22 protein-coding genes and 1 pseudogene are annotated in these 23,827 nt (G+C 70.4%); 17 read left to right on the top strand and 6 right to left on the bottom strand.

The annotated features are described in order from the left end of the window. Nucleotides 1-83: 83 nt before the first annotated feature. The 3 genes from EDC02_RS38295 to EDC02_RS42180 all read right to left on the bottom strand — a co-directional run bounded on the left by EDC02_RS38295 (nt 84) and on the right by EDC02_RS42180 (nt 2,413). Entirely contained in the window at nt 84-1,379 is a 1,296-nt protein-coding gene (locus tag EDC02_RS38295) for a hypothetical protein (RefSeq protein ID WP_123606951.1), read from the bottom strand. Between the two features lie 323 nt (nt 1,380-1,702). Then, nucleotides 1,703-1,930 carry a hypothetical protein gene (locus EDC02_RS38290; RefSeq protein WP_148083814.1) on the bottom strand — a complete coding sequence of 76 codons (228 nt, stop codon included), beginning with the start codon at nt 1,928-1,930 and terminating at the stop codon, nt 1,703-1,705. A gap of 93 nt (nt 1,931-2,023) precedes the next feature. Continuing rightward, complete coding sequence (locus tag EDC02_RS42180; protein ID WP_233606653.1) at nt 2,024-2,413, bottom strand: hypothetical protein; 390 nt, start codon at nt 2,411-2,413, stop codon at nt 2,024-2,026. Here EDC02_RS42180 and EDC02_RS38285 point away from each other — a divergent pair. The 4 genes from EDC02_RS38285 to EDC02_RS38270 are packed head-to-tail and all read left to right on the top strand — an operon-like array spanning nt 2,405 to nt 6,223. Continuing rightward, entirely contained in the window at nt 2,405-3,316 is a 912-nt protein-coding gene (locus tag EDC02_RS38285) for a tyrosine-type recombinase/integrase (RefSeq protein ID WP_233606652.1), read from the top strand. The two genes, EDC02_RS42180 and EDC02_RS38285, sit on opposite strands and share 9 nt — an antisense overlap. Beyond that, nucleotides 3,317-3,643 (top strand): helix-turn-helix transcriptional regulator, encoded by a 327-nt coding sequence (locus tag EDC02_RS38280; protein ID WP_123606948.1) that lies wholly within the window; start codon nt 3,317-3,319, stop codon nt 3,641-3,643. Between the two features lie 6 nt (nt 3,644-3,649). After that, nucleotides 3,650-5,263 (top strand): integrase, encoded by a 1,614-nt coding sequence (locus EDC02_RS38275; protein WP_233606651.1) that lies wholly within the window; start codon nt 3,650-3,652, stop codon nt 5,261-5,263. A 54-nt stretch (nt 5,264-5,317) separates the two neighbouring features. Then, nucleotides 5,318-6,223, top strand: a complete 906-nt coding sequence (locus EDC02_RS38270; RefSeq protein WP_233606650.1) for a DUF1768 domain-containing protein — start codon at nt 5,318-5,320, stop codon at nt 6,221-6,223. Here the strand turns inward: EDC02_RS38270 and EDC02_RS38265 are convergent. After that, nucleotides 6,128-7,321 carry an ISAs1 family transposase gene (locus EDC02_RS38265; protein WP_123606894.1) on the bottom strand — a complete coding sequence of 398 codons (1,194 nt, stop codon included), beginning with the start codon at nt 7,319-7,321 and terminating at the stop codon, nt 6,128-6,130. The genes EDC02_RS38270 and EDC02_RS38265 overlap by 96 nt on opposite strands. Nucleotides 7,322-7,459: 138 nt before the next feature. Here EDC02_RS38265 and EDC02_RS38260 point away from each other — a divergent pair, with 138 nt between their 5' ends. Further along, nucleotides 7,460-7,879, top strand: coding sequence for an NADAR family protein (locus tag EDC02_RS38260; RefSeq protein ID WP_370461631.1), 420 nt, complete (start codon nt 7,460-7,462; stop codon nt 7,877-7,879). Here EDC02_RS38260 and EDC02_RS38255 read toward each other — a convergent pair. Beyond that, on the bottom strand, nt 7,795-8,790 hold the full coding sequence (locus EDC02_RS38255; RefSeq protein ID WP_123607470.1) for a TRM11 family methyltransferase: 996 nt from the start codon (nt 8,788-8,790) through the stop codon (nt 7,795-7,797). The genes EDC02_RS38260 and EDC02_RS38255 overlap by 85 nt on opposite strands. 7 nt (nt 8,791-8,797) lie before the next feature. Further along, nucleotides 8,798-9,652, bottom strand: coding sequence for a hypothetical protein (locus EDC02_RS38250; RefSeq protein ID WP_123606946.1), 855 nt, complete (start codon nt 9,650-9,652; stop codon nt 8,798-8,800). Between the two features lie 929 nt (nt 9,653-10,581). Between EDC02_RS38250 and EDC02_RS38240 the strand changes: the two are divergent. The 12 genes and pseudogenes from EDC02_RS38240 to EDC02_RS38185 all read left to right on the top strand — a co-directional run. Next, nucleotides 10,582-11,463: pseudogene (locus EDC02_RS38240) on the top strand (hypothetical protein); the annotation flags it as partial. A 494-nt stretch (nt 11,464-11,957) separates the two neighbouring features. Then, complete coding sequence (locus EDC02_RS38235; protein ID WP_123606944.1) at nt 11,958-12,338, top strand: pilin; 381 nt, start codon at nt 11,958-11,960, stop codon at nt 12,336-12,338. A gap of 12 nt (nt 12,339-12,350) precedes the next feature. Then, nucleotides 12,351-13,265, top strand: coding sequence for a conjugal transfer protein TrbL family protein (locus EDC02_RS38230; RefSeq protein WP_123606943.1), 915 nt, complete (start codon nt 12,351-12,353; stop codon nt 13,263-13,265). Continuing rightward, a complete protein-coding gene (locus EDC02_RS38225) occupies nt 13,262-14,218 on the top strand; it encodes a PrgI family protein (RefSeq protein ID WP_123606942.1) in 957 nt (318 codons plus the stop codon). The genes EDC02_RS38230 and EDC02_RS38225 overlap by 4 nt, the downstream gene beginning before the upstream one ends. 15 nt (nt 14,219-14,233) lie before the next feature. Then, nucleotides 14,234-16,033: a VirB4 family type IV secretion system protein gene (locus tag EDC02_RS38220; RefSeq protein ID WP_233606649.1), complete on the top strand. Its 1,800-nt coding sequence runs from the start codon at nt 14,234-14,236 to the stop codon at nt 16,031-16,033. A gap of 97 nt (nt 16,034-16,130) precedes the next feature. Beyond that, nucleotides 16,131-18,617, top strand: coding sequence for a type IV secretory system conjugative DNA transfer family protein (locus tag EDC02_RS38215; protein ID WP_123606941.1), 2,487 nt, complete (start codon nt 16,131-16,133; stop codon nt 18,615-18,617). A gap of 209 nt (nt 18,618-18,826) precedes the next feature. After that, nucleotides 18,827-19,747 (top strand): replication-relaxation family protein, encoded by a 921-nt coding sequence (locus EDC02_RS38210; RefSeq protein WP_123606940.1) that lies wholly within the window; start codon nt 18,827-18,829, stop codon nt 19,745-19,747. Nucleotides 19,748-20,170: 423 nt separating this feature from the next. Further along, complete coding sequence (locus EDC02_RS38205) at nt 20,171-20,923, top strand: hypothetical protein (RefSeq protein WP_123606939.1); 753 nt, start codon at nt 20,171-20,173, stop codon at nt 20,921-20,923. 146 nt (nt 20,924-21,069) lie between these two features. Continuing rightward, nucleotides 21,070-21,579, top strand: a complete 510-nt coding sequence (locus EDC02_RS38200; RefSeq protein WP_233606648.1) for a hypothetical protein — start codon at nt 21,070-21,072, stop codon at nt 21,577-21,579. Then, nucleotides 21,576-21,884 (top strand): hypothetical protein, encoded by a 309-nt coding sequence (locus EDC02_RS38195; protein WP_123606937.1) that lies wholly within the window; start codon nt 21,576-21,578, stop codon nt 21,882-21,884. The genes EDC02_RS38200 and EDC02_RS38195 overlap by 4 nt, the downstream gene beginning before the upstream one ends. A gap of 157 nt (nt 21,885-22,041) precedes the next feature. Continuing rightward, nucleotides 22,042-23,199, top strand: a complete 1,158-nt coding sequence (locus EDC02_RS38190; protein WP_123606936.1) for an FAD-dependent monooxygenase — start codon at nt 22,042-22,044, stop codon at nt 23,197-23,199. A gap of 131 nt (nt 23,200-23,330) precedes the next feature. Then, nucleotides 23,331-23,681: an Lsr2 family protein gene (locus EDC02_RS38185; protein ID WP_123606935.1), complete on the top strand. Its 351-nt coding sequence runs from the start codon at nt 23,331-23,333 to the stop codon at nt 23,679-23,681. Nucleotides 23,682-23,827: the final 146 nt, after the last annotated feature.

Below are 23,827 nucleotides of genomic sequence, written 5' to 3'. Positions count from 1 at the left end.
GGCCGTCCGGTCCTGGCCCCAGATGACGGTACCAGGACCGGATCGGCCCGTCAGCGGTGTGACGGCTTGGCCGTCCGCCGCCGTTATGCCCCGACGAGGACCAGGAACGGGTCGCCGTGCAGGATGCGCCAGTCATAGTAGAACCTGGCGTGCAATCCGCCTTGGGCGTTGTTCTCCGATGCAGTGATCATGCAGGCACTAGCGCCGGTCGGGCCAGTGGCCTGCGGCGCGTTGATGTTGCAACCCGTGAACGACCGGCGACTTCCGCCGGCTGCCAGGCCTTGCTGAGTGCTGGCCAACGGATACTCGTCGCAGCTGCGCCCGGCGATGCTGGGCGCGTCGCCGCAGGCAAGGTTCCGATTGGCGGTGATCGTGGCCTGGTTGGTGGTGCGGACCAGCGGCGCGTTGAAACTGTTGCCCGGCAGGCCGGAACCCTGAGCCAGCGACACGTGCGCCGCCAACGACGGGTACTGAGACTGGCTGTAGGTGATTTGCGAGGCGTACCAGTAGATCACGCAACCGGGCCGTGCCGGCCGGGAACCGTTGGCCCCTGTAGCGTTGTCGCACCGCACGTCGTCCATCGCAATGTCATCGACCGACCCGGACGAGTGTCCCGGTATAGAGAAGACCAGGTCCCAGTCGGAATCGCAGTATGCGACGATGCCAGACGCAGTCGAAGACATGGTGAAAAACGACTCACCGACCTTCCAGCTGTCCATCGGCAGCAGCGGCTGGGCCGGGAAGCTGGACGAATCCATCGAGCACGGACCGCCGCCGTCGGCGAAGCCGCTGACCACGGCGCTGGTCGCCGCTCCCCAGCCGTCCCACATGACCAAGCCCAACTGATGGCCGAAGGTCTCGATGCTGGTCGAGGTGTACGACAGGCTGAACCCGTCCAGGAATGCCTGACCGGTGATCGTGGTCTGGCCGTTGACCGTCTGCCTGCTCGTGACCGTGACTCCGAAGTAGTAGCACGCCTGGGTACGAGTGCCGAGAGTGCTGCTGCTCGTACACCAGGTCGGGAACGGAATCGGCGCAAGGGTGCCGTTGCGGTGCAGCCGGCCCGGCGTCGCCTTGGTTGCCGCACCGATCGTCACGCAGGTCTGCGCGCCGTTCACGGCCGGTCCACAGCTCTGCTTCGCGGCCTGCTGACCGATAGTGCGCTCGACACCGCGAGAGTTGAGCGACGTGGTCTCCTGCGCCGGTCCACGCACCGGCTGTGGCTGCGCCGAAACCGAATCCAGCAGCGCAGTCCTGCGCTGCTCGGCCGTCGGCGCCGCGCCATCTTCGGCGACAGCCGGTCCGCTGACCAGCGTCACTCCGAGCAGCGTCACGGCGCCGATCACGACGCCTTTGAGTCGATTCCCTCGGACGGGCATGGGCGTTCCTCCCCTATGAGACGCTTACGCCACAGATCGGGTTCTGCGACTCCAGCATTGTGTCGACCATCTTCGATCATCTACTACCCCCGACACGAAGCGTCACGAGGTCAAGCGGCAGGTGCGCTGAGTCTCCGCTCGAACACGGACGGCAACCATCCTGGCGGCAGCCGGTTGACCGGTTGATGCCGATTGGATGCAGCGGTTCGATTCGTGACGGTTATCACGCAATGCCATCACTGTGAGTGCACTCATCCGTTACGCACGTGGCCAAACGGTGTAATGCTGGTCGTACATCGTCCTCTTTACCCAGTGACATGACCTCAGTAGCCGAACTGTCGCGCCGCCCACCGGCGCAGCCGCAGCAGCTTCCGCAGGCCGGGCAGGCCGCCGAGCCGCCAGCAAGTTTCCCACCAAGATCCGGACGTCGAAGTCCGCTGCGCCGGCTCCGAACCCGCCGGCCAGATCAACCCAGTCGCTGCGGCGACGCCCTGTCCCGCCGTGCGCGACGACATCCCGCCCGCGTTCAGGCCCTTGTCCGACGAACTCACCGGTAGGACCGAATCTCTGCAGGGGCCACGCCCTGTCCCCTCGCCGACTTCGGTCCCCAGGGTTCCCACCAACCCGGAATCCGTGTTCGAGACTCAGCCCAAAGTTTGCTGCGGTTCCGGCAATGAACCCTCGGGTTCGCCTGAACTGCCGGAGATCAGTCCGACATCACTTGGGTTTCGGTAGCGATCTGATCGCGCAGCCTTCTGGGTGAGCGTGATCTGGGTGATTTTGGTCGGGGCGGGTGTGATGACGTCACCTCGGGATTTCTGAAGCGTTATCAAGGCATCCGGGGAAATCTCGGACAGCTCGAACGTGAGGGGCTTGGGTTGGGCCTGGCGGCAGTCCGTGATCTGCGCGAGCGACGTGGTCTGGCGTCGGCCGAGGAGTTGGAACGGTTCGAGACGGATGCGCTGGCCGGATTCGTTCTGGCGCGGGCGTCGGCCGGACTCACCGACGGGACGATCCGCGGCGACGTGGGCCATCTCGAGCAGGTACGGTCGTGGTTCGGCCGCCCGTTGTGGGAGATGGAAGCGGCGGACGCGGACGCCTACTTCGGGCGGGTGATGCGCCGCGCGCCGAGCGGCACCCGCCTGGCCCGGTCGCAGGCGCTGCGCACCTACTTCACGTTCCTTGAGCTGCGTTACCAGACCGAGTTGCATGCCATGACCGGCCGAGTGGTGACCTGCCCGGTAGACGAAATGAACCGCCCGCGCGGTAGCAAGGACGCCATGCTGCGCATCCCGCCCAGCGAGGCCGAGGTCACCGCCCTGTTCACCGGCTGGGCGCAGGAACTGGCCAGCTGCCGCAAGTTCGCCCCGTCCGCTCGTAACTACACGGCGGCCCGTCTGATGGCCGAGGCCGGACTGCGGGTCAACGAGGCCCGCCGGCTCGACCTGGCCGACATCAAATGGGACCTCGGTCGGTTCGGCAAGCTGCATGTTCGCCACGGCAAGGGCTCGCGTGGCTCGGGTCCTCGAGAGCGGATGGTGCCACTGATCAACCACGCTGGCCGGACTTTGCACTGGTTCATCGAGGACGTGTGGGGCCAGTTCGGTGACGACCACACCCGGCCGTGCGCCCCGCTGTTCCCCTCCGAACGGGCCGGCGGCCGGGTCGGCTACGACGCCGTCCGGGCCGCGCTCGCGGCGGCGGTCGCCGTGCACCTGCCGGTGTGGACCGACCGGCTCACCCCGCACGTGCTGCGACACTTCTGCGCATCGCAGCTCTACCTGAACGGAGTGGACCTCATCTCGATCCAGGAGATGCTCGGACACGCCTGGGTCGCCACCACGATGCGCTACGTCCACGTGCACCGCACGCGGATCGAAGAGGCGTGGCTGGCTGCGCAGCAACGGGCCGCGCAGCGGCTTGAAGGAGTCACGTGAATGCGGTGGAACCTGCGGCTGGTCGCCGCCCAGCGTGGTATCTGGAAGGCTTCTGACCTGCAACGCCAGCTCGCCGAGCATGGCTTGGTCATCTCGGCCGGCAAGATGTCCGGCCTGTGGTCGGGGCAGCCGGTCACCGTCAAGCTCGCCGACCTGGACGTCATCTGCGTGGTGCTCGGCTGCCAGGTCGGTGATCTGCTCCTCCCCGAACCGGACACGGTGGCCCGTCCTACGGACGCCGGTCAGGTGGCCTCCCGGGCAGCCGGCGCCACACCGCTCGCGGTGGTGCCCCGACGCCGAGACGGCCGTTCCCTGCCACCGGCCTGAACCGTGGTGGCGAGAGCGCGCGACGGCAGCACTGTCCGCAGAGCCGTCACCACCTGCGCCGCGTGTCTGGCCTGGGGGCTGACCTTCGCCCAAGGCGTCTGCATGGCCTGTTACAACTTCGCCGCGCCCCGACACGGGCATCAGGCGGGCGAGTGCGGCGCCTGCCTGCGGCGGGAACGGCTGAAGAAGGGCTACTGCCGGCTGTGCTGGTGCCAAGCCCGCACCGATCGCACTGTCCTGGCCGAGGACGCCCGATCGGCGGTAGTGCTGGCGCCATACCTGCGCGACATCCGGCACCAGCAGTTGTTCTTCGCCGACATGGACCGGCGGACGGCCCCGCCCCGGGCTGCGCCGCGACGCTACGGAGCCAGGGGCCGGCCTCTCAAACCGCCACCACCGCCGGCCGCCCGGCCGGTCACTGGATGTATCCAGCCGCCGCTGCTCGACGCCGGAGTGCGCAGCTACCGCTACGCCGCAATCGATCTGCGGCACGGCCCCGCGCCGGACAACCCCTGGCTGGCCTGGGCACTGCACCTGGCCCACACCAACGCGGAGGCCCGTGGCTGGGCCCCGGTCACACGCCGGGGAATGCAACGGGTCCTGGTGATGCTGCTCGCCAACTACCAGGAAGGCGATCTGATCCGGGTCAGCGACTTCGCGGACATCGTCGTGCGCCGCTGCACCAACCTCGACTACGTCATCGAGATCCTCGCCGCCATGGCCGTCGTCGACGATGACCGACCGGCCGCCCTCGAACCATGGCTGCACGCCAAACTCGCCGACCTTGCCCCGCCCATTCAGCGCGATGTGCTGCGGTGGGCCCGGGTCCTGCGCGATGGCGGACCACGCACCCGCGCCCGGCGCGTCGAGACCGTTCGCGGCTATGTCGCCGCTACCGTGCCCGCGTTGACCGACTGGGCGCGGCATCGCGAGCACCTGCGGGAGGTCACCCGTGACGACGTCAGCACGTATCTGGACACGCTGCACGGCAACCCACGCCAGACCGCGACCACCGCCCTGCGGTCGCTGTTCGGCTGGGCCAAGCACAGCAACCTGATCTTTCGTAATCCGACCGCCCGGGTCAGAGGGCCACGCGTCGAGGACGCCATCTGGCAGCCGCTGCGTCCCGACGAGCTGAACCAGGCCGTCACAGCCGCGACAACCCCGCAGGCCCGGCTCTTCCTCGTACTGGCCGCTGTCCACGCGGCGCGCCCCGGCCAGATCCGCGCGATGCACCTCGACGACGTCGACCTGCCCGGCCGGCGCATCACCATCGCCGGCCACGACCGCCCGCTCGACGAGCTGACCCACCACGCACTGCTCGACTGGCTCGACTACCGGCACCGCCGCTGGCCGAACACCACCAACCCGCACCTGCTCGTCAGCACCGAAAGCGCCCTGCGGCACGGCCCGGTCAGCCACACCTGGATCCTGAACATGCGCGGACTGGCCGCCACCATCGAACGACTGCGCATCGACCGCCAGCTCGAGGAGGCCATCGCCACCGGCGGCGACCCGCTGCACATCGCCGCGGTCTTCGCCGTCAGCGAGGACACGGCCATCCGGTACGCCACCAACGCCCGAATCCTCCTGCAGACCCCACCCCGGCCGCCGCACTGAGCAGCCCGCGAGGGCAGAACAACCGTCCCGGCACGGTTGGACTACGGTGCGCCGGTGACCAGATATCGCCGCACCTACCGCAATGTGGACGGCCAACGAGTCGAAGGCACCTGGCGGCACATCTTCACCCGCAACATGGACACGTACTTCCTGACCGACCTGGTCATCTACGCCGACGGCGCGATCGACTGCGGCACCGGCGGACTCACCGACCTCGACGGACTGGCCGAACAACTCCGCCGTGGCCAAGTCGCGACCACCCTCGAAGACGGCGCGTGGGCATCGGCGCACCACCTGGCGGGGTGGCGGTTCACCGAGCCCCGCTCCGCCATCAACGCCGAGATGCTTCTCGGCGAGGCCTCCGACGAAATCGACCGGCTCAACGGACGGCCCGATTCCACCGATCGATGCCTGCAAGCAGCAACGACCTACCTGGCCGACCCCACCGAGGACAACCGACGCACGCTTCGCGAGCGCTACCTGGCAATCCCCGAGCACCTGCGCACCTACGCCCTCGGCGACATGGACCGCAAGGACGCTCCACTGCGGATCCTGATCACCGACCTGGGCGAACCACTGCACGGCTGGCCAGACGGCCCGGTCGTCACCGAGCAGAAGCGGGCCAAGGCAGTCGCGTACTTCCGCGAGCGCGAGATCGCGATCGAGACATGGGACGCGCGGGTCCCAGCCGATGGCCCCGAACACCCGATGCGGCCCACGCTGACGATCCCGAAGACGGTCTACCCGCGCGGCTGGCCGGATCCCCCCGGCGTCGAAGTCCTGCAGAACGACTACCCGGCAGCCATCACCGTCGGCGCCAACAGCTACCCCAGCGTCACACACGCCTACACGGCCGTTTCAAGATCATCTGGTGAGGTTGAGGATGGCGAATGGCCTGGTCATGTCGCGGGCGGCCCATCTGGTGGCTTCCGTGATGTCGGTTCGGCCGGCCAGGCGTAGGGCGTTGATCGCTAGGTTGCGTAGCGAGGCCAGGACGCGGGGCCCGGACCGGGTACGCGTGGTCGACCGGTCTTCCCGGTAGCAGGTGTCCCTGATCCAGTGCAACGACTCGATGGCCCAGTGGCTCCGGTTGTAGGCGGCCAGTTCGGCGGGGCCGGCCTGGTCGGGAGTGTGGCTGGCGACGCCGAGCTGCGCGGCGGCGGACTGTTTCCCGGTGGCGGTGTGCGTGACGTAGCGTTCGATCAGCCAGACCTGGTTGACGTGCGGGAACGGCAGATCGGGCGGGGCGGGCAGGACACGGATGGTGCGGCGGGTCCGGCGGCCATGTCCCATGTCGACGCTTTCCAGGTCAGGCGGTGTGTCGGCCCAGGGCAGCGCGTTGAGTGCGTCGAACAGGGTCCGCCGGTTCTCCTTGACCGGGAACATGAACTGGCCGCCGTGGTGGTGGATGAGTTCGGCGGTCGCCCTGACGGTGTGCAACGCGTCCGCGGTGACGGTCATGCCTGGCAGGTCGAGGGTCTGCAGCAGGGCGCGGGCGGTGGCCGGCTCCGTGGTCTTCGCGCCGTCGGTCGGTGCCTGGGCGAGCACGACGCCGACCGCGCCCGGTCGCGGGTCCCCGGCGAGAGCGGACAGCAGGTGCAGTTGGTTCCCGTCGTCGCCGACGGCGCCGCCCACGGTCTTGCCGTCCAGGCGTAGCTGGGTCGGCGCGCCGGCTCTGACGTGGGCGTGTCGCGTCGTTGTCCATTCGGCGATGACGGCGTCGAGCACGTCGGTGTCGGTGTCGGTGCAGACCCGCCAGATCGTCGACCGGGACGGCGGTCCCGCCGGTCTGGCCCCGACCCGTTCGTAGAGGCTGTCCATGACCTCGGCCGGTACGTCGGCGACCCAGCCCGCGATCGCGGTGTAGCCGGTCGCCCCGGCCACGGTCGCGGCCGCCACCAGCGTCAGGACGACCGCGACCGGATGGTCACGGCCCTGTGCCGACCGGCCGTCGGACACCGCCAACAACAGCTCCAGCAGGTCGTGACACGACGACGCGACGTCCCCGACGACCGGCGTCGACACCGGATCGACAGCGGGGGTGACAGAATGCGACATGACGAAGCTCCGGGTGGACAAGATCCTTGAGAAGACCTCGTCCTAACGGAGCTTCGTCCCTACTCGACACGTCACCACAGCAACTGTCACCCACCGTCATAATGATCTTGAAACGGCCGTGCACACGCCTATTGGGCGCTGTCGACTCCCGACCCGCACTGGCACGACCAGATCGCTGCGGCGGCGCGCGGATACGACGCCGGCAAACTCGCCGAGCAGGCACCCCGCCGCGCCGACTGGGCCTCGGCACGTCTGGCCGTCATGACCATCCTGCTGCGTGCCAAGTACACCCAGCACACGCAGATGGCACAGACATTGCTCGCCAGCGGCGACGCCCGCGTCATCTACGTCGACTTCGACTCCGCCTACTGGTCCGTCGGTAGCGAACGAGCCACCAACTGGATCGGCCGTCTGCTGGAAGTGATTCGCTCCGAACTCGCAGCTGCCGAGGCCGGGATCCCCCTTCCTGCGATTCATGGCAACGGCTCCTCAGCTTCGCCAGGAACACAAGGGCCGACATGCGAGGATGGGGCACCAGGGCCCTCCGGTTCCCCGTGAGAACACTTGGGTTCGCGGGAACTTCCGGACCTTTGCGGCTTGCCGAGCACCAGCACGTCCTCGTGCGCGATCAGGTGCATCGGCACCCCGGACGAGCGGGCCTTGCGAACCTGCTGAAGCTGGAAAAACGACGGCCGGGCGACGAGCTGCCCACCGCGGACGGCGGCGAGCAGGGCGACGCACCGCTCGAGCGGCACGAAGCCTGCGGCGGTGCCAGCGGCCAGGACCGCCGAGGGCAGGTCGACCAGCTCGCCTCGCTTGCGCCACGGCCGGGCGGTCACCACGACCACCCCGCCGGGGCGCAGCAGGGCGTGGCAGCCGCGCAGGATTTCGGTGAACCCGTCGACCAGCCCAGCCAGGGACGAGCGGTAGGCCAGGTTGCCCTTGTCCTCGCCGTAGCGGTTGTCGAACTTGGCGACCCCGCCGGTGCCGGGGCGGACGAGGCCGTGCACGGTCGGCCCGTACGGTGGCGAGGTCACCACGAGGGAGACCTGCCCCTGCAGGGCGGCGGGCAGCAGCGCGGTCAGCCGGGTGGCGTCGCCGCGGATCACCGAGCCGCGGCCGGTCGCGCCGTGCCGGTGGGCGTGGGCGATGTTGAGGTCGGCGATGTCAGACCAGCGGGACTCGTACTCCACGCCGACCGCGTCACGGCCGGCGTGGATGGCCTCTACGATCGTGGTGCCGATCCCGCACATGGGGTCGAACACTAGGTCGCCGGGTTGGGTGTAGGAGCGCACGGCATGGGCGGCGATCGCGGGCAGCATCCTCGCCGGGTGCTTGACCGACTGGGGAACGTACCGGCCGCGCCGCTGGACCGGGCCGGTGGACTGGGCGGTTGCCCAGACCGACAGGTCCAGCGGCCACGCAGCGGTCGTCTCGTTCGGGCCCGCCGTGCCGGTGGTGTTGTTCATCGAGGGATCAGGCACGCCGGTCACCGCCCTTGTGGGTGAAGACGAGGAGGTCGGCGTGGACCTTGACGTGGAGCACGAACTCCTGCGCGCCGGTGGCCCGGGCCAACGACAGGAGTTCCTCGTCGGTGGCGTGGTAGGTGAACCGGTCGCCGTCGGCGTCGGCGGCGACCGCGACGATGTGCTGCAGGTAGCCGAGCCCGGCACCGGCGGCGGCGTCGACGACGGGCGTGAAGTCCTCCGGCGTCGCGACCGCACCGGCCGGGACCCCGACGACGAGGACCAGGCACCCGCCGGGGCGCAGCAGCCTGGTGCAGGCGGCAAGCAGCCAGGCCAGGCGGACCCGGTTGGCCGCGTCGCTGCTGGCGTCGAGCGGCCAGGTGGCCACGACGAGGCTGGTCCGGCCCTGCAGGTCGTCGCCGTCGCTCAGCACGACGGCCGGGTCGTCGCCGGGGAGTGGGTCGGAGTCGCGCAGGTCGTCGCCGAACCATGCCCGCATCTCGTCCGGACCGTCGGAGTCCAGGTTGTCGTCGGGCTCGTCGAGGTGCTGCGGCGTCTGCGGCCCGACGACCAGCGCGGAGGTGCCGGTGAACCAGGCCGGGTGGTGCCGGCGACCGCCGCGCAGGCAGGCGATGTCCAGCACGTGCTCGTCAGTGAGGTCGACGACCGCCTCGCCGGACCGGCTGTAGGCGGCGATCAGCCGGTACGCCAGCCGGTTGGAGATGGTCGTGCTCTGGTCGTCGCCGCCTCGGGCGGTACGCCAGACGGTGACCGGTACCGGCGGGTCGCCGGAAACCAGATCCATCGAAGGGATGTGGGGGGTGCCGCCCTGACGGGCGGGCTGCGGCGTGGAGTGCTCGCTCATGTGGTGTCGGCTCCGCGCCGCGCCGTGATGCGCTGACGTCTACCAATCGGCGTTTGTCAGCCGTGGCGAACACTTGGCGATCTGACAGCGACCTCGTCCCGTCTGACAGTCCACATTTCGCCCGATTTGTTCGACGCCGCCTCATGCGCGGCCGGATACCGCACGTGCGTTGACAGGCACGATCCGCATTTGTCAACGCTTCCGTTGTCAGATCGGGCGGGGCCGCGCTGCCGGCAGCGGCAAATCGAGACCGCTTGTCAGACACTCTCCGTGTCTGTCATGACGCCGACGGACGGGCCGCCATCCCAAGAGTGGACGCCCTTCCGCCAGCCGGTCTCCGCTTTTGTGACATCGGGGGGTCGCCACGCCGAACACCTGAATCCGAGATGACATCGACAGTTGTCGTTGACGCGGACGCGCGAACAACACCCTTACATCGACGAGAGTCGTTGACATTGACATGTCCGGCGAGGGCATGACATTGGCGCGCTTCGTTGACACCACGGGCAGGGGCATGTCGATGTCATCGGCGTTCGCCGTTGACACTGGCGGCGCGGACACCACGGTCGGGCATGCGCGGAGCCTGTCAGTGAGGCGTGTCAGAGTCGTCAGGTCTGACAGTTGTGGACGGCGGGGTCGGCTCGCGAGCATCGCCTTGGGGTGGCCGCGCTCGATGCTCCCGCGTGGAGTCCGCTGCCCGTAGTCGAACTGACAGCGCAGCTCAAGGCGATCTGTCAGAGGTTGACGGGGCGTTCGCCGGGCGCGACTGGGCGAGCTGTCAGATCACGGTGAGCGCGGGTCTGAGGAGCCCGTTCCGCGCTTGTCATGCCCGTGTCAGATGCCGGTGGCGTACTGCCCCTACGGGAATCGGCCGATGTCCGTCGGCGACGTTCCCGCTCTGATGTCCCTCTGTCATTTGGAGTTCTGACATGTCCGTGTCCGACACCCCGGACTGGCCAACCTCTCATCTGCTCGCCGCGGACGCGGCGTTCGCGGCGCTGACATCCGATCCGGCGTCGCTGACACTCGACTGTGACAGCCTGGCTCATGACACCGGCAAGGATCCCGACCTGCCGTCCGGTGTTGTTCCCCTGCCGCTGCTGCGGGACTGGCTGCTCAAGCATCCGGGCGACTACGGCGGCCGTGACGCTGTGTGGCGGGAACTGGTTCTCCGCGCCCGGCTGCGGGGCGCGGAGTGGACGATCGCCGCAGTCGGGATGGCGATGCCCGCGCTCGTCCGGATCGCCGGGCAGCTGTCCGCCGGCTACCGGGGCGACCCGGCCGACATCGACAGCGAGGTGCTGACCGGGTTCCTGGAGGCGCTGCGCGACCACCTCGACCTCACCCGGCCAGCGTTGTACGCGTCGCTGACCATGGCCGCGTGGCGGGCCGGGCGGCGGCTACGGCTGACCGACGACCAGGCAATGCCAGTGGAGGACATCGAGCACGTAGCGGCTGGGTCCCGCACGCCGAAGATGCCGTACGGCCACCCAGATCTGCTGGTCCGGCGCGCCGGCACCCTGCGGATCATCGACGAGGCGGACGTGCAGCCGTGGATCGAGGTTCGGCTGGGCCGGCGGGCACCGGAGCCGATCGCCGCCCGGCTCGGCATCACCGTGGACGCGCTGCGGATGCGGCTGGCACGCGCCGACGAACGGCTCGCACAGGCCGTCGCCGAGGGCGGACTCACCGAGGTCGCGTCGACCGACGCCGTCGCGGCGACCACAGCGCAGGCGAAACGTCGGACCAGCATCCGCGCCGGCCGGGCCGGCGCACGCGGCCCAGCCGGTACCCGCGGGGTTGCGGTAGCCGCTAGACCGAAGACCCATGCTCCACCTGACGGTTGTGGGCCCGGCGCCGATGCGCCCACAACCGTTCTGGTCGTCCAAGGCGGACTTCGCAAGCCCGGAGAGGCCCTGGCCTGCGCCAGCCGATGGCCTGCCTGCCGTGTCAGGTGCCCGGCCCCGCCCTGTCAGACCGCTGTCAGATCGGCAAGTGTTCGCCACGTCTGACAAACGCCGATTGGTGGGTGCGGGACAAGCGAGAGCAGCCACGCAGCGCTGGTCCGGTCCCGTCCGCCGTCGAGCAGCGGGGTGACGCCTGCCGTGTCGCCCCGGGTGCCGCGCCATCGCATGCGCTGACACCTCATCGATTACCGCAACCACCCAGAAAAGGGAGGACGAGCTCCTCCCGGAGTGGTGCGGCATGCCGACCTCGCGCTCGGCGGCGGTCCCTCGACCGTCTCTGGCAATCGCCCCGCCCGGCACCCACTCGGTGATCGACGGCGGGCGGGAGGTGACCCCCCATGCTCCGCATCCGCATCAACAAGTCTGTCCACCTGTCCCCGGTCGGTCGAGTCGGCCGCGTGTGCGCGGCGGTCGGCGTCGTCGTCCTTGTCCTCGCCGTTCCGGCCGCCGCACAGGCGGATCCCGGCGAGGGCGCCTACCTGGCGGCGAACAGCCTGCCGGTCGTCATCACCAAACTCCAGAATCTGATCATGGGTCTGCTGGCCGGACTCGCGACCCTGTTCCTGGTCCTCGCCGGGGTGTACTGGGCCACCGCCGGCGGGGATCCCGGCCAGGTCGAGAAGGCCAAGGGCGCGTTGCGTAACGCGTTGATCGGCTACGGCCTGGCGGTGCTGGCCCCGATCCTGCTGCAGCTGCTGCAGGGCGTTGTCGGGGGCTGACCGATGTTTCTGATGGGTCCGGTCCTCGACCAGGTCATCGACTGGCTGATCGAAGCGGTCCTGGCCTGCCTGGCCGTGATCTTCGGTCTGATCACCGATGTCCTGCTCACCACCCCGCAGGTCACGGCGCTGCCCCAGGTACAGGCGCTGACCGGCCGGTCGATCTGGATCGTCGACACCGCGTTCGTCCTGGTGTTCGTCGCCGCCGGCGTGATGATGATGGTCTCCGGCGGCGACGAACGGTCCCGGTACACGGTCAAGGACCTCACGCCCCGGCTGGTCGTCGGGTTCGTCGCCGCGCACTTCTCCCAGCTGCTGTGCCGGGAGCTCATCACCCTCGCCAACGCCGTGACCGGGGCGATCAGCGACGGCAACTACGACGGCGACACCACGTTCGCCGCAGTACGCAACCACATCGAGACCGGTAGGGATCCGACCGCACCGCTGCTGTTCCTGATCCTCGTGCTGGTCATCGCCGTGCTGATCGTGATGACCGCGTTCCAGCTCATCGGCCGGTTCATCGCCCTGCTGGTGATGACCGCGATCGCGCCGCTGCCCCTGGCCTGCCACGCCGTGCCCGCACTCGAGGGCGTCGCCCGGATGTGGTGGCGCGGCTACGGCGCATGCCTGGCGATCCCGTCCGCGCAGGCGTTCACCCTGACCGCCGGCCAGTGGATGCTGCTCGACGCCTCCCACATGCTGCCCGTGCTGGGCCTGCCGTTCGAACCGGGCGGCGTGCTGAACCTGATCATCGTGATCGTCCTGCTGTGGACGACGGTGAAGATCCCCGGCCTGGTCGGCCGGTGGGTCGGTCAGGGCGGACGCGGCGGCACCAACGTTCTCGGCGCGGTCGCGCGGATCGTCGTCGTCCCGCAGCTCGCGGGCGCCGTCCCCGGGCTCACCGCCATCCGAAAGGTGACGAAATGATCAAAGACGATGCGATCGACGCCGCCGGGCGGGCACGGATGCCCGCCGACGTCGACGCCCCCGACAAGGTCGCATACGGGCTGACCTGGCGGCAGTTAGCCATCCTCGCGGTCGCCGGCCTGCTGTTCTACGGCGCCTGGAACGGCCTGCGCACCGTTGTCCCGCCGCAGGCCATCGTCTTCGCCGGCGTGGTCGTCGGCGGTGTCGTGTTCGGACTGGTCGTCGGACGCCGCGACGGGCTGCCGATGGACGTGTGGCTGCTGCACGCGATCCGCCACTCCCGCAGCCACAAGGCGCTGTCATCCTCTGGAGAATCCGCCGCGGCGGGGGTGCCGGAGTGGGTCCAGCAGCCGAAGGGACGGATCCCGCTGCCGGCGCCACTGCGGCTGCCCGCCGACGCGATCGGCGCCGACGGTGAGATCACCGTCGGCGGTGACCGGGCGGCGATCGTCGCGGCCACGAACATCAACCTGACGCTGCGTACCGCCGCCGAGCAGGCTGCCCTGATCGAGGGGTTCGGCCGCTGGCTCAACAGCTTGTCGGCGCCGACGCAGGTCGTCGTGTCCGCCCAGCCGGTCGACCTCGCCTCCCACGCCCGCGCGGTTTCCGACGCCGCCCGAACCCAGCCGCACCCCGCGTTGGAGGCGGCGTGCGCGGACCACGCCGCGTTCCTGGCCGACCTGGCGCAACACCGGGACCCGCTGCGCCGCCAGGTCCTCGTGGTCACCCGCACCGCGCCAGGTGAACACGGCAGCCATGCGGCGCGGCGGCGCGCCGACGACAGCGTCCGGGCGTTGTCCGGCCTCGGGGTGACCGCCCGAACGCTCGACGGCGCGGCAGCCACCGCGGCGCTCGTCGCCGCCGCCGACCCCTACCGGCCGCCGCGTCCCGGCGGCCTGGCCGCCCCGGACACGGTCATCACCGTCACCCCGACCAACAGCAAGAAGCCCTGAGAGGAGAACACTGCGATGGGCATTCAACGCTCCCGTGCTCGCCCAAACGAAACTACTCCATTCGGCCGCGCCTCGGCCGGGCTGGCCAGCGCTGTCGCCCCCGCCTCCGTCGAGGTGACCCCGCGCTGGCTGCGGGTCGGCGACGGCTATACCGCCACTCTCGTGGTCACCGGGTACCCGGCCGAAGTCGGGCCGGCGTGGCTGGAGCCGCTGCTGTCCTACCCCGGCCGGGTCGACGTCACCCTGCACATCGACCCGCTGCCCGCCCCTATCGCCGCCGCCCGCCTGCGTAAGCAGCGGGCACGGCTGGAGTCGTCGCGGCGGGCCGACGCCGAGCGGGGCAAGCTGATCGACCCCTACACCGAGGCCGCCGCAACCGACGCCACCGACCTGGCCGACCGGCTCGCCCGCGGCGCCGCCAAGCTGTTCCGGGTCGCGTTGTACGTGACGGTGCACGCCCGTTCCGAGGAGGAACTGCTGCAGGCGTGTGCCCGGGTCAAGGCCGCCGCCGCCTCCACGTTGTTGGAGGTGCAGCCGGCGACCTGGCGTCAGCTCGCCGGCTGGACCACGACCCTGCCGCTGGCGTCCGACGGACTGCGGATGCTGCGAACCATGGACACCGCAGCCTTGGCCGCCGCGTTTCCCCTGGCCAGCCCCGACCTGCCGGCGCCGCTGCCGGGCGAACCGGCGGCGACCGGGGGCGTGCTCTACGGCACGAACCCGGCCGGTAACGGTGTGGTCTGGTGGGACCGCTTCGCTCAGGACAACTACAACAGCGTCGTCCTCGCGCGCAGCGGCGCCGGCAAGAGCTACCTCGTGAAGCTGGAGACGCTGCGGCACCTGTACGCCGGCGTCCAGGTGTCGATCATCGATCCAGAGGACGAGTACGGGCGTCTGGCCGACGCGGTCGGCGGGACGGTCGTGCGGCTCGGCGCTGCCGGCGTGCGGGTCAATCCGCTTGAGCTTCCGGTCGGTGACACCCGGCCGGACGTGCTCACCCGCCGTGGATTGTTCCTCCACACCCTCATCTCGGTGCTGATCGGACATCTGCCACCGCCGGCCGAGCGGGCCGCGCTGGACCGCGCCGTCCTCGCCGTCTACCGGCAGGCGGGGATCACCGCCGATCCACGCACCCACCGCCGGCCCGCGCCGCTGCTGCGGGACCTGGCCGCGACCCTGGCCGCGGACACGGATCCGGCCGCGGCCCAGCTCGCCGCCCGACTCTCCCCGTGGGTCGACGGGTCGTTCAAGGACCTGTTCGACGGGCCCAGCACATCCCGGCCGGACGGTCACCTCGTCGTGTGGTCGCTGCGGCAGCTGCCGGACGAGCTGCGCACTGTCGCAACCCTGCTCGCCCTCGACTCGATCTGGCGGCAGGTCGACGCGCCCCCGGTCGGCGGCCGGCCACCGCGACGCATCGTCGTGGTCGACGAGGCGTGGCTGCTCATGCGCGACGGCGAGGGCGCGAAGTTCCTCTTCCGGCTGTCCAAGGCGGGCCGCAAGCGGCACACCGGGCTGACCGTGGTCACCCAGGACGCCGCCGACGTGCTCGGCACCGACCTCGGCCAAGCGGTGGTCGCCAACGCCGCCACGCAAATCCTGCTTCGCCAGGCCCCCCAGGCGATCGACGCCGTCGGGGACGCCTTCGGCCTGACCGCCGGTGAACGACGGCTGCTGCTCGCGGCCAGACGGGGTCACGGGCTTCTGATCAGCGGCTCCAACCGGACTGCATTCGAGGCGATCTCCAGCGACGCGGAGCACGCCCTCGCGACGACCAACCCGCTCGACCTGATCGACGACGCCGACAGCGTCTAGCCAAACCCTGTCGACACGCAGGCGGCGGTGCCGCACCCGAGCGCGGGTGCGGCACCGCCGCCTTGCCGTGCGCGCGTAACCGCGAAGGACACACGTCATGGTCACCCTCCTGTTCTCCCCGTCGCCCACCCCCGTCGGCATCGATCCCGGCTCGACCATCCCCCCGCCGCAGGCAACCCAGTGGCTCCTGCGGGCATCGGACTGGGCCATCGACCGGCCCTGGCTGCTGGGCGTCGCCGCCGGCCTGTTCTGCGTCTGGATCGCCGGCCGCAACCTCGTCGCGGGCTGGCGCCACCGGTATCACGCCACGGGTGCCCGGCTGGTCACCGTCGCCCCGCCGCCCGAGGTCGACGCGCACGGTGCCGCCGCCCTGTGGGCGAACCTGGCCGGCATCCTCACTCCGTCCCGCCGTCGACGGCTGCTGCACGGCACCCCGCACGTTGTCTGGCAGTACGCCTGGACCGGCCGGCAGCTGATCATCTCCCTGTGGGTGCCCGGCACCGTCCCGAACGGGGCGGTCGAGGCCGCCGTCCGCGCGGCGTGGCCCGGCGCGGCCACCACCAGCGAACCCGCCCCGGACCCCATCCCGGCGCAGACGGCCGCCGCGGTGGGTGGTCACCTGCTGCCCGTGGCCGCCGACTGGCTGCCGCTGAACGCCGACCACGACGCCGACCCGCTGCGCGCCCTGATGGCCGCAGGCGCCCAGTTGCACGACGGCGAGTACGCCTGCGTGCAACTCCTCGCCCGACCAGCCGCGCCCCGCCGGGCGGGGCGGGCCCGGCGCGCCGCCGGGCGGCTGCGTCAGGGCAAGACCGCCGTCCCGTCGGTCAACCTGGCCGGGCCGCTGACCGAGATGATCGACATCTTCCTGCCCGGCCGCTCCCGCGGCCCTGCCGGCGCGGCGCCGGCCAGCCGCCGGGACCCAACGGTCGAGCGGGACGTGCGGGCGATCCTCGACAAGACCTCCCACCAGTTGTGGGAGACCGGCATCCGGTACGCGGTCGCCTCCCGTGCCCACCGCGACGGCACCCTGCCCCATCACCGGCTGCGGGGCGTCGCCGACGCGGTCGCCTCCTCGTTCGCCGTCTACGCCGGCCGTAACCGGCTCGCCCACCGAACCCGGATGCCTCGACCCGTCGCGGTCCTGGCCACCCGGCGGCTCGGCGCCGGATTCCTCACCTCGGCCCCGGAACTCGCCGCGATGGCGGGGCTGCCTCGCGACCTCGCCGTGCCCGGCCTGGACCGCGCCCGCGCCAAGTCGATGCCGGTCCCGGTCGCCGTACCGACGGGTGGCCGGGGCCGCAAGGTCCTCGGCGACGCCGAGGTCGGCGGCCACGCCGTCGCCTTGTCCGTGCCGGACGCCCGCTACCACACCCACATGGTCGGCCAGACCGGCTCCGGCAAGACCACCCTGCTCGCCAACCTGATCCTCGACGACATCAAGGCCGGCCGCGGCACCATCGTGCTCGACCCGCACGGCGACCTCGTGCTCGACGTCCTCGACCGGCTCCCCGCGACCATGGCCGACCGGGTGGTGCTGTTCGACCCCGCCCAGCCCAACCCGCCAGCGATGAACCCCCTCGAAGGCGACGACCCGGACCTCGTCGTGGACAACCTGGTCAGCATCTTCGGGTCAATCTTCTCCAAGGCGTGGGGACCCCGGATGGACGACGTGATGCGGGTGTCCTGCCTGACCCTGCTGCGGCACGCCAACGTCACCCTCCAACACATCCCGCCACTGCTCAACAGCGCCCAGTTCCGGTCGGCGATGACCGTGGACCTGGACGATCCGGACGGGCTGCACGGGTTCTGGCAGTGGTACGACGAGCTGTCCCCGGCGTTGCGCTCCCAGATCATCGGCCCCGTGTTGGCCCGACTACGCGCCTTCCTCCTGCGGGATTTCGTCCGCAAGACGATGCGCTACCCCAAGTCGAGCTTCGACATGTCGAAGATCCTCGACGGCGGGGTGCTGTTGGTGCGAATCCCGAAGGGGGAGTTGGGCGAGGACACCAGCCGGCTGCTCGGCTCGCTGATCCTGGCCCGGGTGTGGCAGGCGGCGACCGCCCGCGCCAGCATCCCCGCCGACCGGCGCAAGGACTGCTCGATCTATCTCGACGAGGCCCAGAACTTCTTGACCTTGGCCGCGAGTCTGGACACGATGCTGGCCGAGGCCCGCAAGTACCGCCTCGCGATGACCCTCGCGCACCAGGACCTCGCCCAGTTCCCCCGCGAACTCCTGGCCGCGGTCAGCGCGAACGCCCGCAACAAGATCTACTTCAGTGTGGCGCCGGAGGACGCCCGCGTGCTGGCCCGGCACACCCTGCCGGAACTCGACGAGCACGACCTGGCCCACCTCGACGCGTACACCGCGGTCGGTCGCCTGGTGGTGGACGGCCGGCAGACCGCCGCGTTCACCATGCGGACCCGCCCGCCGCTGCCGGTGGTCGGCGAGGCCACCGCGATCCGTCAGCAGGTCGCCAAGGCAGTCCCCGCCCAGGACCCCTCCGCCATCGACGCCCTGGTCAAGCAGCACAGCCAGAAACCGGACGACCGGCGCCGCAGAAGCGGCAAGGCCTCGTCGTGACCGATCTGTCACAGCGACAGACGTCGGCTTCCGTAGCGGGATCCCCATGGGCATCCACCACCCCTTCCACCCTCATCTCCGACACCGGCTGACAGATCACCGGTGACGTTCTGTTCCTGCCGCACCGCGGCGTGTCAACCAACCACTGTGGTCGAACCCCACCCAGACACCCTCCGTATGGAGGGCTCTCGTCCCTAGGAGCACCTGCCGTGTCCAGCCGTCTTCCGCCTCGCTCGCCCTCATCCGACCCGTATCTGCACACCCGTCGTCTCACTTCCCGTGACCGGCTGTTGCTGTCCTGGCTCGCCGAGCATTACCTGCTGTCCACCCGCCAGGTCGCCAAGGCACTGTTCCCCTCCGGCCGCAGCGCCCGTCTGCGGCTGACCCTGCTTCACCGCATCGAGGCCGTCGACCGGTTCGTCGACGAAGCCGCCGCCGACTCGACCCAGTACCTGTACGCGCTCGGACCGCTCGGCCTGCGGCTCAACCGCGACGCCTACCACGACCCCGACAACCCCGCCGCGAAACCACCGCGCAGCAACCGCGACCGCGCCGACCGCATCGTCGGCAGCCGCAAACTGCGCCACCTGCTCGGCGTCAACGACTTCTTCACCGACCTGCTCGCCCACGCCCGAACCGACTCGCGGGCGCGGCTGGAGCGGTGGTGGTCCGAACAGCACGCGACCGACGCCTACGGCGGCGCCGGGGTCCAGCCCGACGGCCACGGCGTCTGGACCGTCGGCGACGCCACCGTCGGGTTCTTCCTCGAGCATGACAACGGCACTGAACCCCTCGGCAGGGTGCTGGCCAAGCTACGCGCCTACGAGCGGGTGACCGAGTTCGGACCCCGGTACCCGGTCCTGTTCTGGGTTCCCAGCCGAGGACGCGAGCGCAATCTCCTCGACGCGCTCGCCGGTACGTCCGCCGCGATGCCGATGGCCACCGCCGTGCGCGGCACCAACCCCGCAGGGCCCGTCTGGACCCTGACCAGCGACCCCGACCGGCGTCGTCACCTGCACGAACTCCCCAGCGACCACGGCCCGTACGCGGCCACGAACCCGAACCGGTTCGTCCGCCGCGACCTCGAGCCCGAGCCGGGCACCGAACCGATCACCCAGACGCCCCTCTGACAGACAGGCACCGTATCTGTCAGACCACATACTCCCCGCTGTCAGATCACGGTGATCTGTCAAGGCCCGGCGGATTGCCGCCCTCGACCGCCGCCCACGTCTGACAGCGCAGGTCACCGGCCCCTTTTCGGGATCTGCGGCGCTCCGCGCGCTGACAGATCAGGCCGCTACGGTTCTCGGCACTACAACACACCCATATATCCCCACCCCGGTAGGTCCCACCCTCGGACCCCTCGCCGCTCCCGGCACCTGACGTCCACCCGCCCCCTGCGGCCGGTCGGCCCAGCAGCCCGCGACGAACCCGACGGTCGCACCCACCACCTCGCACCAACCCCACCCACCTCCAGCCGTCGCCCACGCACCCAGTGGACCGGCTATCTCCGCGTGCCCCCGGCACGCCCAACCCACAAAGGAGAACCCCGCATGACCAAGAAGACGGCCCCCGCGGCCACCACGACCACGACGGTCGCCCCGGCCGTCGTGGCCATCCCGGAGGCAGTCGTTCACACCATGATCGTCTGCGTCTCCGACGAACTGGCCCGAGTGCTGGACAGCACCCGGCAACTCGAACGCCACCTCGGCGTCTCGGGCACGAGCTGCCCCCGGTACTGGGCCTCCCCGGCCATCTACCCGTGGCAGCGCCGCCAGCTCATCGACCTGCGTAAGGCCAAGACCGGACCCCGGTACTGCGCCGGCGGACCCGTCCGCCTGCTCGATCTGGCCGGCATGCGTCACGGCGCCTACGTCGGGGCCAGCGTGCGACACGCGCACTGGGCCCGCGTCGTCGCGGGAACGAAGGCGGCCACCCCGTGGCCGAGCTTCCTGCGCAAGCACCTGTCCGACCCGTCGGCGTATCCGATGGACACCGCGACCGCCGAGTTCAACCGGCAGCCGCAGGTGCAGGCCATGCGCATGTACAACGCCGCCACGTACGGTCCGGGTCACCTCGACCTGGGCGACCTGGAGATGTTCCAGGCCGGTGCCAGCGCGTACGCCAACTACCACGCCCTCTGGGCGTTGTGCACCGACGCCTTCCTCACCGAGGCCGGCGACCGGCTGCAACCGGCCAGCGCGTTCTTCGCCGACCGGATCACCTACCTGGAGCAGGCGGCCCGCTACCTGGACTCGCTCGACGGGTCCCAGCGGCTGTTCGCCGTCACCCTGCACCACTCGTGACCGCAGACCGGTCGGGCCAGCCACACCTCCCTCGTACCCAAAGGGGACCCGTGTTGCTGCCCGGCCGGCTCCACCCCACCAATGCCCCACGACACCCGAAGGGATGAATCTGCGTGCCCCTACGGCTCTGGTTCGACCTGGCCACGGTGCTGCACCTGGCCGAAACCGCGATCAACACCCGCCACCGGCTCGACATCGACGGCAACGTCGTGACCCACACACCGCCCGCGCTGCACCTCATGCGCGACTGCGGCGGAGACCTCGACGATCGCCTCTACATTGATGGGAACTTCCACCCAAGCCTGTCTGCGGACGACATCAACACGGAACCGTTCCGCAGCACGTACCGCGGTCGCCACTACGGCCACGGCATCACCTGGACCGAGTGGCTCGGCAGCCCACCACGCCGCTGCCGGCCGATACAGGCGCAGATCGCCCTCCTCAACGATGCCAGGCTGCTCGACCTGCTCCGCGCCGGCCACGCCGCCGGCTTCGACATGTTCGCCATCGACGCCGACGGCCTGCGGCCCGCCATCGCGCGACGCCGACGCCGCGCACGGCGGTCCCGCCAGGCGCCCCGGGCTGGGGCATCCCACCACGCCCGGCCCGCGCAAGGGCCGCCCTATACCTCTTCCAGGGGAGTGGATCAGCTTTGATCGTCGACAAGAGCTTCGACGCGGACGAGTTGAGTCGCTACATCCTCACGCGCGTCCATCACGTCGACGGGCAGGTGCTGTGGGCGCGGATCCGCCGCGACCACGCTGTCTATCAGTATGCCGCCGCCGTGGAGGTTCTGACCCCGAACCTGACCTGGACCACCCTGGCCATCGAGCCCCGCGCCACCTGGTACCCGAACACACCCGAGTACGCCGACGACGAGGACCCCCTCACCGACGTGGCCGACCGGCTCCTCGCCCACGCCCGCACCATTCTCGCCGGGCTTCCCAGCCCCGGCTGCTGACCACCTCCGGCCGCCGACGGAAACCGGCCCGCCGGACTCTCGCACCACCGCACTCGCACGACCTGGCCGTTGCCCGGCCGACCCGCGCACACCGCGCAGCCCCGGGCACGGCCGTACGGCCGTGCCCGGGTTCCCACCTCCTCAGAAGGGAACCCCCATGGACTCGAACCCCGCCCTGGCCGCCCGCACTACGGGCGCCGGACTCCGCCGGCTGACCATCGCCGTGATCGGCGGCAGCCTGACCGGCCCCGTCACCGCCCTGCTGTTGCTGCGGGCCGGCTTCGACGTCATGGTCTACGAGGCCACACCGGCGTCCGCCCCGCTGGGCGGCGGGCTCATCGGCCTGGAACACACCGCCCTCGACGTGCTCGACCGCCTCGACATCCCCCAGCGCGAGTTCATCGCCTACGACTCCGAGACGATCCGGCAGGTCGCGATCCGCGACCGCCAGCCGGAACAGACCGTCCTGCGCACCTACCCCGGCCGGAACACCACCTGGACCCTGCTGCACCGCGCGTTGGCCGCCCGGGTCCCGGCGGGCGTCCTGCGCAAAGGAACGCGGGTCACCGGCCTGACCGAGGATGCCGGCCGGCCCGTCCTGCGGTTCACCGACGGGAACACCGAGACGGCCGACCTGGTCGTGTTCGCCGACGGCCGATCCTCGATCGGCCGCCGCCTCCTCGACCCGGACCGCAAACTGCGCTACGCCGGCTACGTCGCCCACCGCGGGATCGCCACCAGCACCCCACAGCCCGACCTGCGGGACTTCGTCCGGCTGGAGCCCTGCCCCGGCGCCCAGTTCACCATCGCGCCGGTGCCCGGCGGCTGCGACTGGACGTTCTACCTCGGCTGCACCGCCGCCGAGTACGAGCAGCGTTTCGGCGCGACACCCACCCGCCGGGTCTTCGCCCTGCCGCGGCACATCACCCCGGCCGCTCGTACCCACGTCGACGAGCACGCCGACTACCTGCTTCCGTCCGACCACGCGGCGGTCGTGCGGGCCACCACCACCCGCATGGCCGTGCCGGTGCTGGACATCGACCCGCCCACTCGCATGGTGTGGCCCGTCGGCGACGGGCACGCTGTCCTGCTCGGCGACGCCCTCGCCCCGGTCCGCCCACACACGGCCCGGGGCGCCAACAACGGCATCGAACAGGCCGCCGGCCTGGCCGTCGCGCTCACCCAGCACTACCGGTGGGGCGCCGACCTGCCCACCGCCCTGAACGGGTGGCAGCGCCGGCACCTGCCCACCGCGGTCGCCGCCGTACGGCAAGGGCCCGTCATCGGCGACAAGCTCGGCCTCGGCGCCCGATAGCCCGCCGTCTCCTGTGGCCAGAGCCCCACCGAACGGCGAGCGCCTTGGCCGGAAACCCCCACGTCCCACCACCCCCGCCGCCGTACCGGCCGGGCGCTCTTTTGCATCCCAGATCGAAAGGACACGGCCCGATGGCCACCAGAACCACCAGCGTCGTCTACGACGACTTCGACGGATCCACCGACGACATTGGGACCTACCGGTTCGCTTTCAACGGCGTGCTGTACGAGATCGACCTGTCCCGCCCCAACTTCGACCGGATGGCCGCAGCCTTCCAGCCCTTCATCACCGCCGCCCGCCGCCTGCCGAAGTCGACGGTGAGAAAGCAGACCCGGCACGACACCAACACCGATCGCCGCGCCCTCAACGCCCGCATCCGGCAGTGGTGGGCCACGCACCGGCAGAAGCACAACCTGCCCGAGCCCAGGACCCGAGGGGCGATCCCTCCGGCCGTCCGTGACGCCTACAACAGCGCCCACTAGCCCTGCGCAGCGCGTACGCAGCCCCAACAGCCAGGGCGCATAACGACCGCCCTGGCTGTCGCGGCCCGGTACGCGCGAGTCCACCCACACGACTTGATCGCGCCCCGATTCGAAGCGTGCATGAGTGCACGCCTCGTCCTCACCCC

The sequence above is a fragment of the Micromonospora sp. Llam0 genome (assembly GCF_003751085.1).
In the GTDB taxonomy this organism is placed as follows: Bacteria; Actinomycetota; Actinomycetes; order Mycobacteriales; family Micromonosporaceae; genus Micromonospora_E.
This window is presented reverse-complemented; position numbering and strand designations above follow the sequence as displayed.

Coding starts and splice junctions, on each gene's coding strand:
- EDC02_RS38295 (WP_123606951.1), bottom strand. CDS start 1,379: ATGCCCGTCCGAGGGAATCGACTCAAAGGCGTCGTGATCGGCGCCGTG.
- EDC02_RS42180 (WP_233606653.1), bottom strand. CDS start 2,413: ATGGCCCACGTCGCCGCGGATCGTCCCGTCGGTGAGTCCGGCCGACGC.
- EDC02_RS38280 (WP_123606948.1), top strand. CDS start 3,317: ATGCGGTGGAACCTGCGGCTGGTCGCCGCCCAGCGTGGTATCTGGAAG.
- EDC02_RS38265 (WP_123606894.1), bottom strand. CDS start 7,321: ATGTCGCATTCTGTCACCCCCGCTGTCGATCCGGTGTCGACGCCGGTC.
- EDC02_RS38255 (WP_123607470.1), bottom strand. CDS start 8,790: ATGAACAACACCACCGGCACGGCGGGCCCGAACGAGACGACCGCTGCG.
- EDC02_RS38250 (WP_123606946.1), bottom strand. CDS start 9,652: ATGAGCGAGCACTCCACGCCGCAGCCCGCCCGTCAGGGCGGCACCCCC.
- EDC02_RS38235 (WP_123606944.1), top strand. CDS start 11,958: ATGCTCCGCATCCGCATCAACAAGTCTGTCCACCTGTCCCCGGTCGGT.
- EDC02_RS38230 (WP_123606943.1), top strand. CDS start 12,351: ATGGGTCCGGTCCTCGACCAGGTCATCGACTGGCTGATCGAAGCGGTC.
- EDC02_RS38225 (WP_123606942.1), top strand. CDS start 13,262: ATGATCAAAGACGATGCGATCGACGCCGCCGGGCGGGCACGGATGCCC.
- EDC02_RS38220 (WP_233606649.1), top strand. CDS start 14,234: ATGGGCATTCAACGCTCCCGTGCTCGCCCAAACGAAACTACTCCATTC.
- EDC02_RS38215 (WP_123606941.1), top strand. CDS start 16,131: ATGGTCACCCTCCTGTTCTCCCCGTCGCCCACCCCCGTCGGCATCGAT.
- EDC02_RS38205 (WP_123606939.1), top strand. CDS start 20,171: ATGACCAAGAAGACGGCCCCCGCGGCCACCACGACCACGACGGTCGCC.
- EDC02_RS38190 (WP_123606936.1), top strand. CDS start 22,042: ATGGACTCGAACCCCGCCCTGGCCGCCCGCACTACGGGCGCCGGACTC.
- EDC02_RS38185 (WP_123606935.1), top strand. CDS start 23,331: ATGGCCACCAGAACCACCAGCGTCGTCTACGACGACTTCGACGGATCC.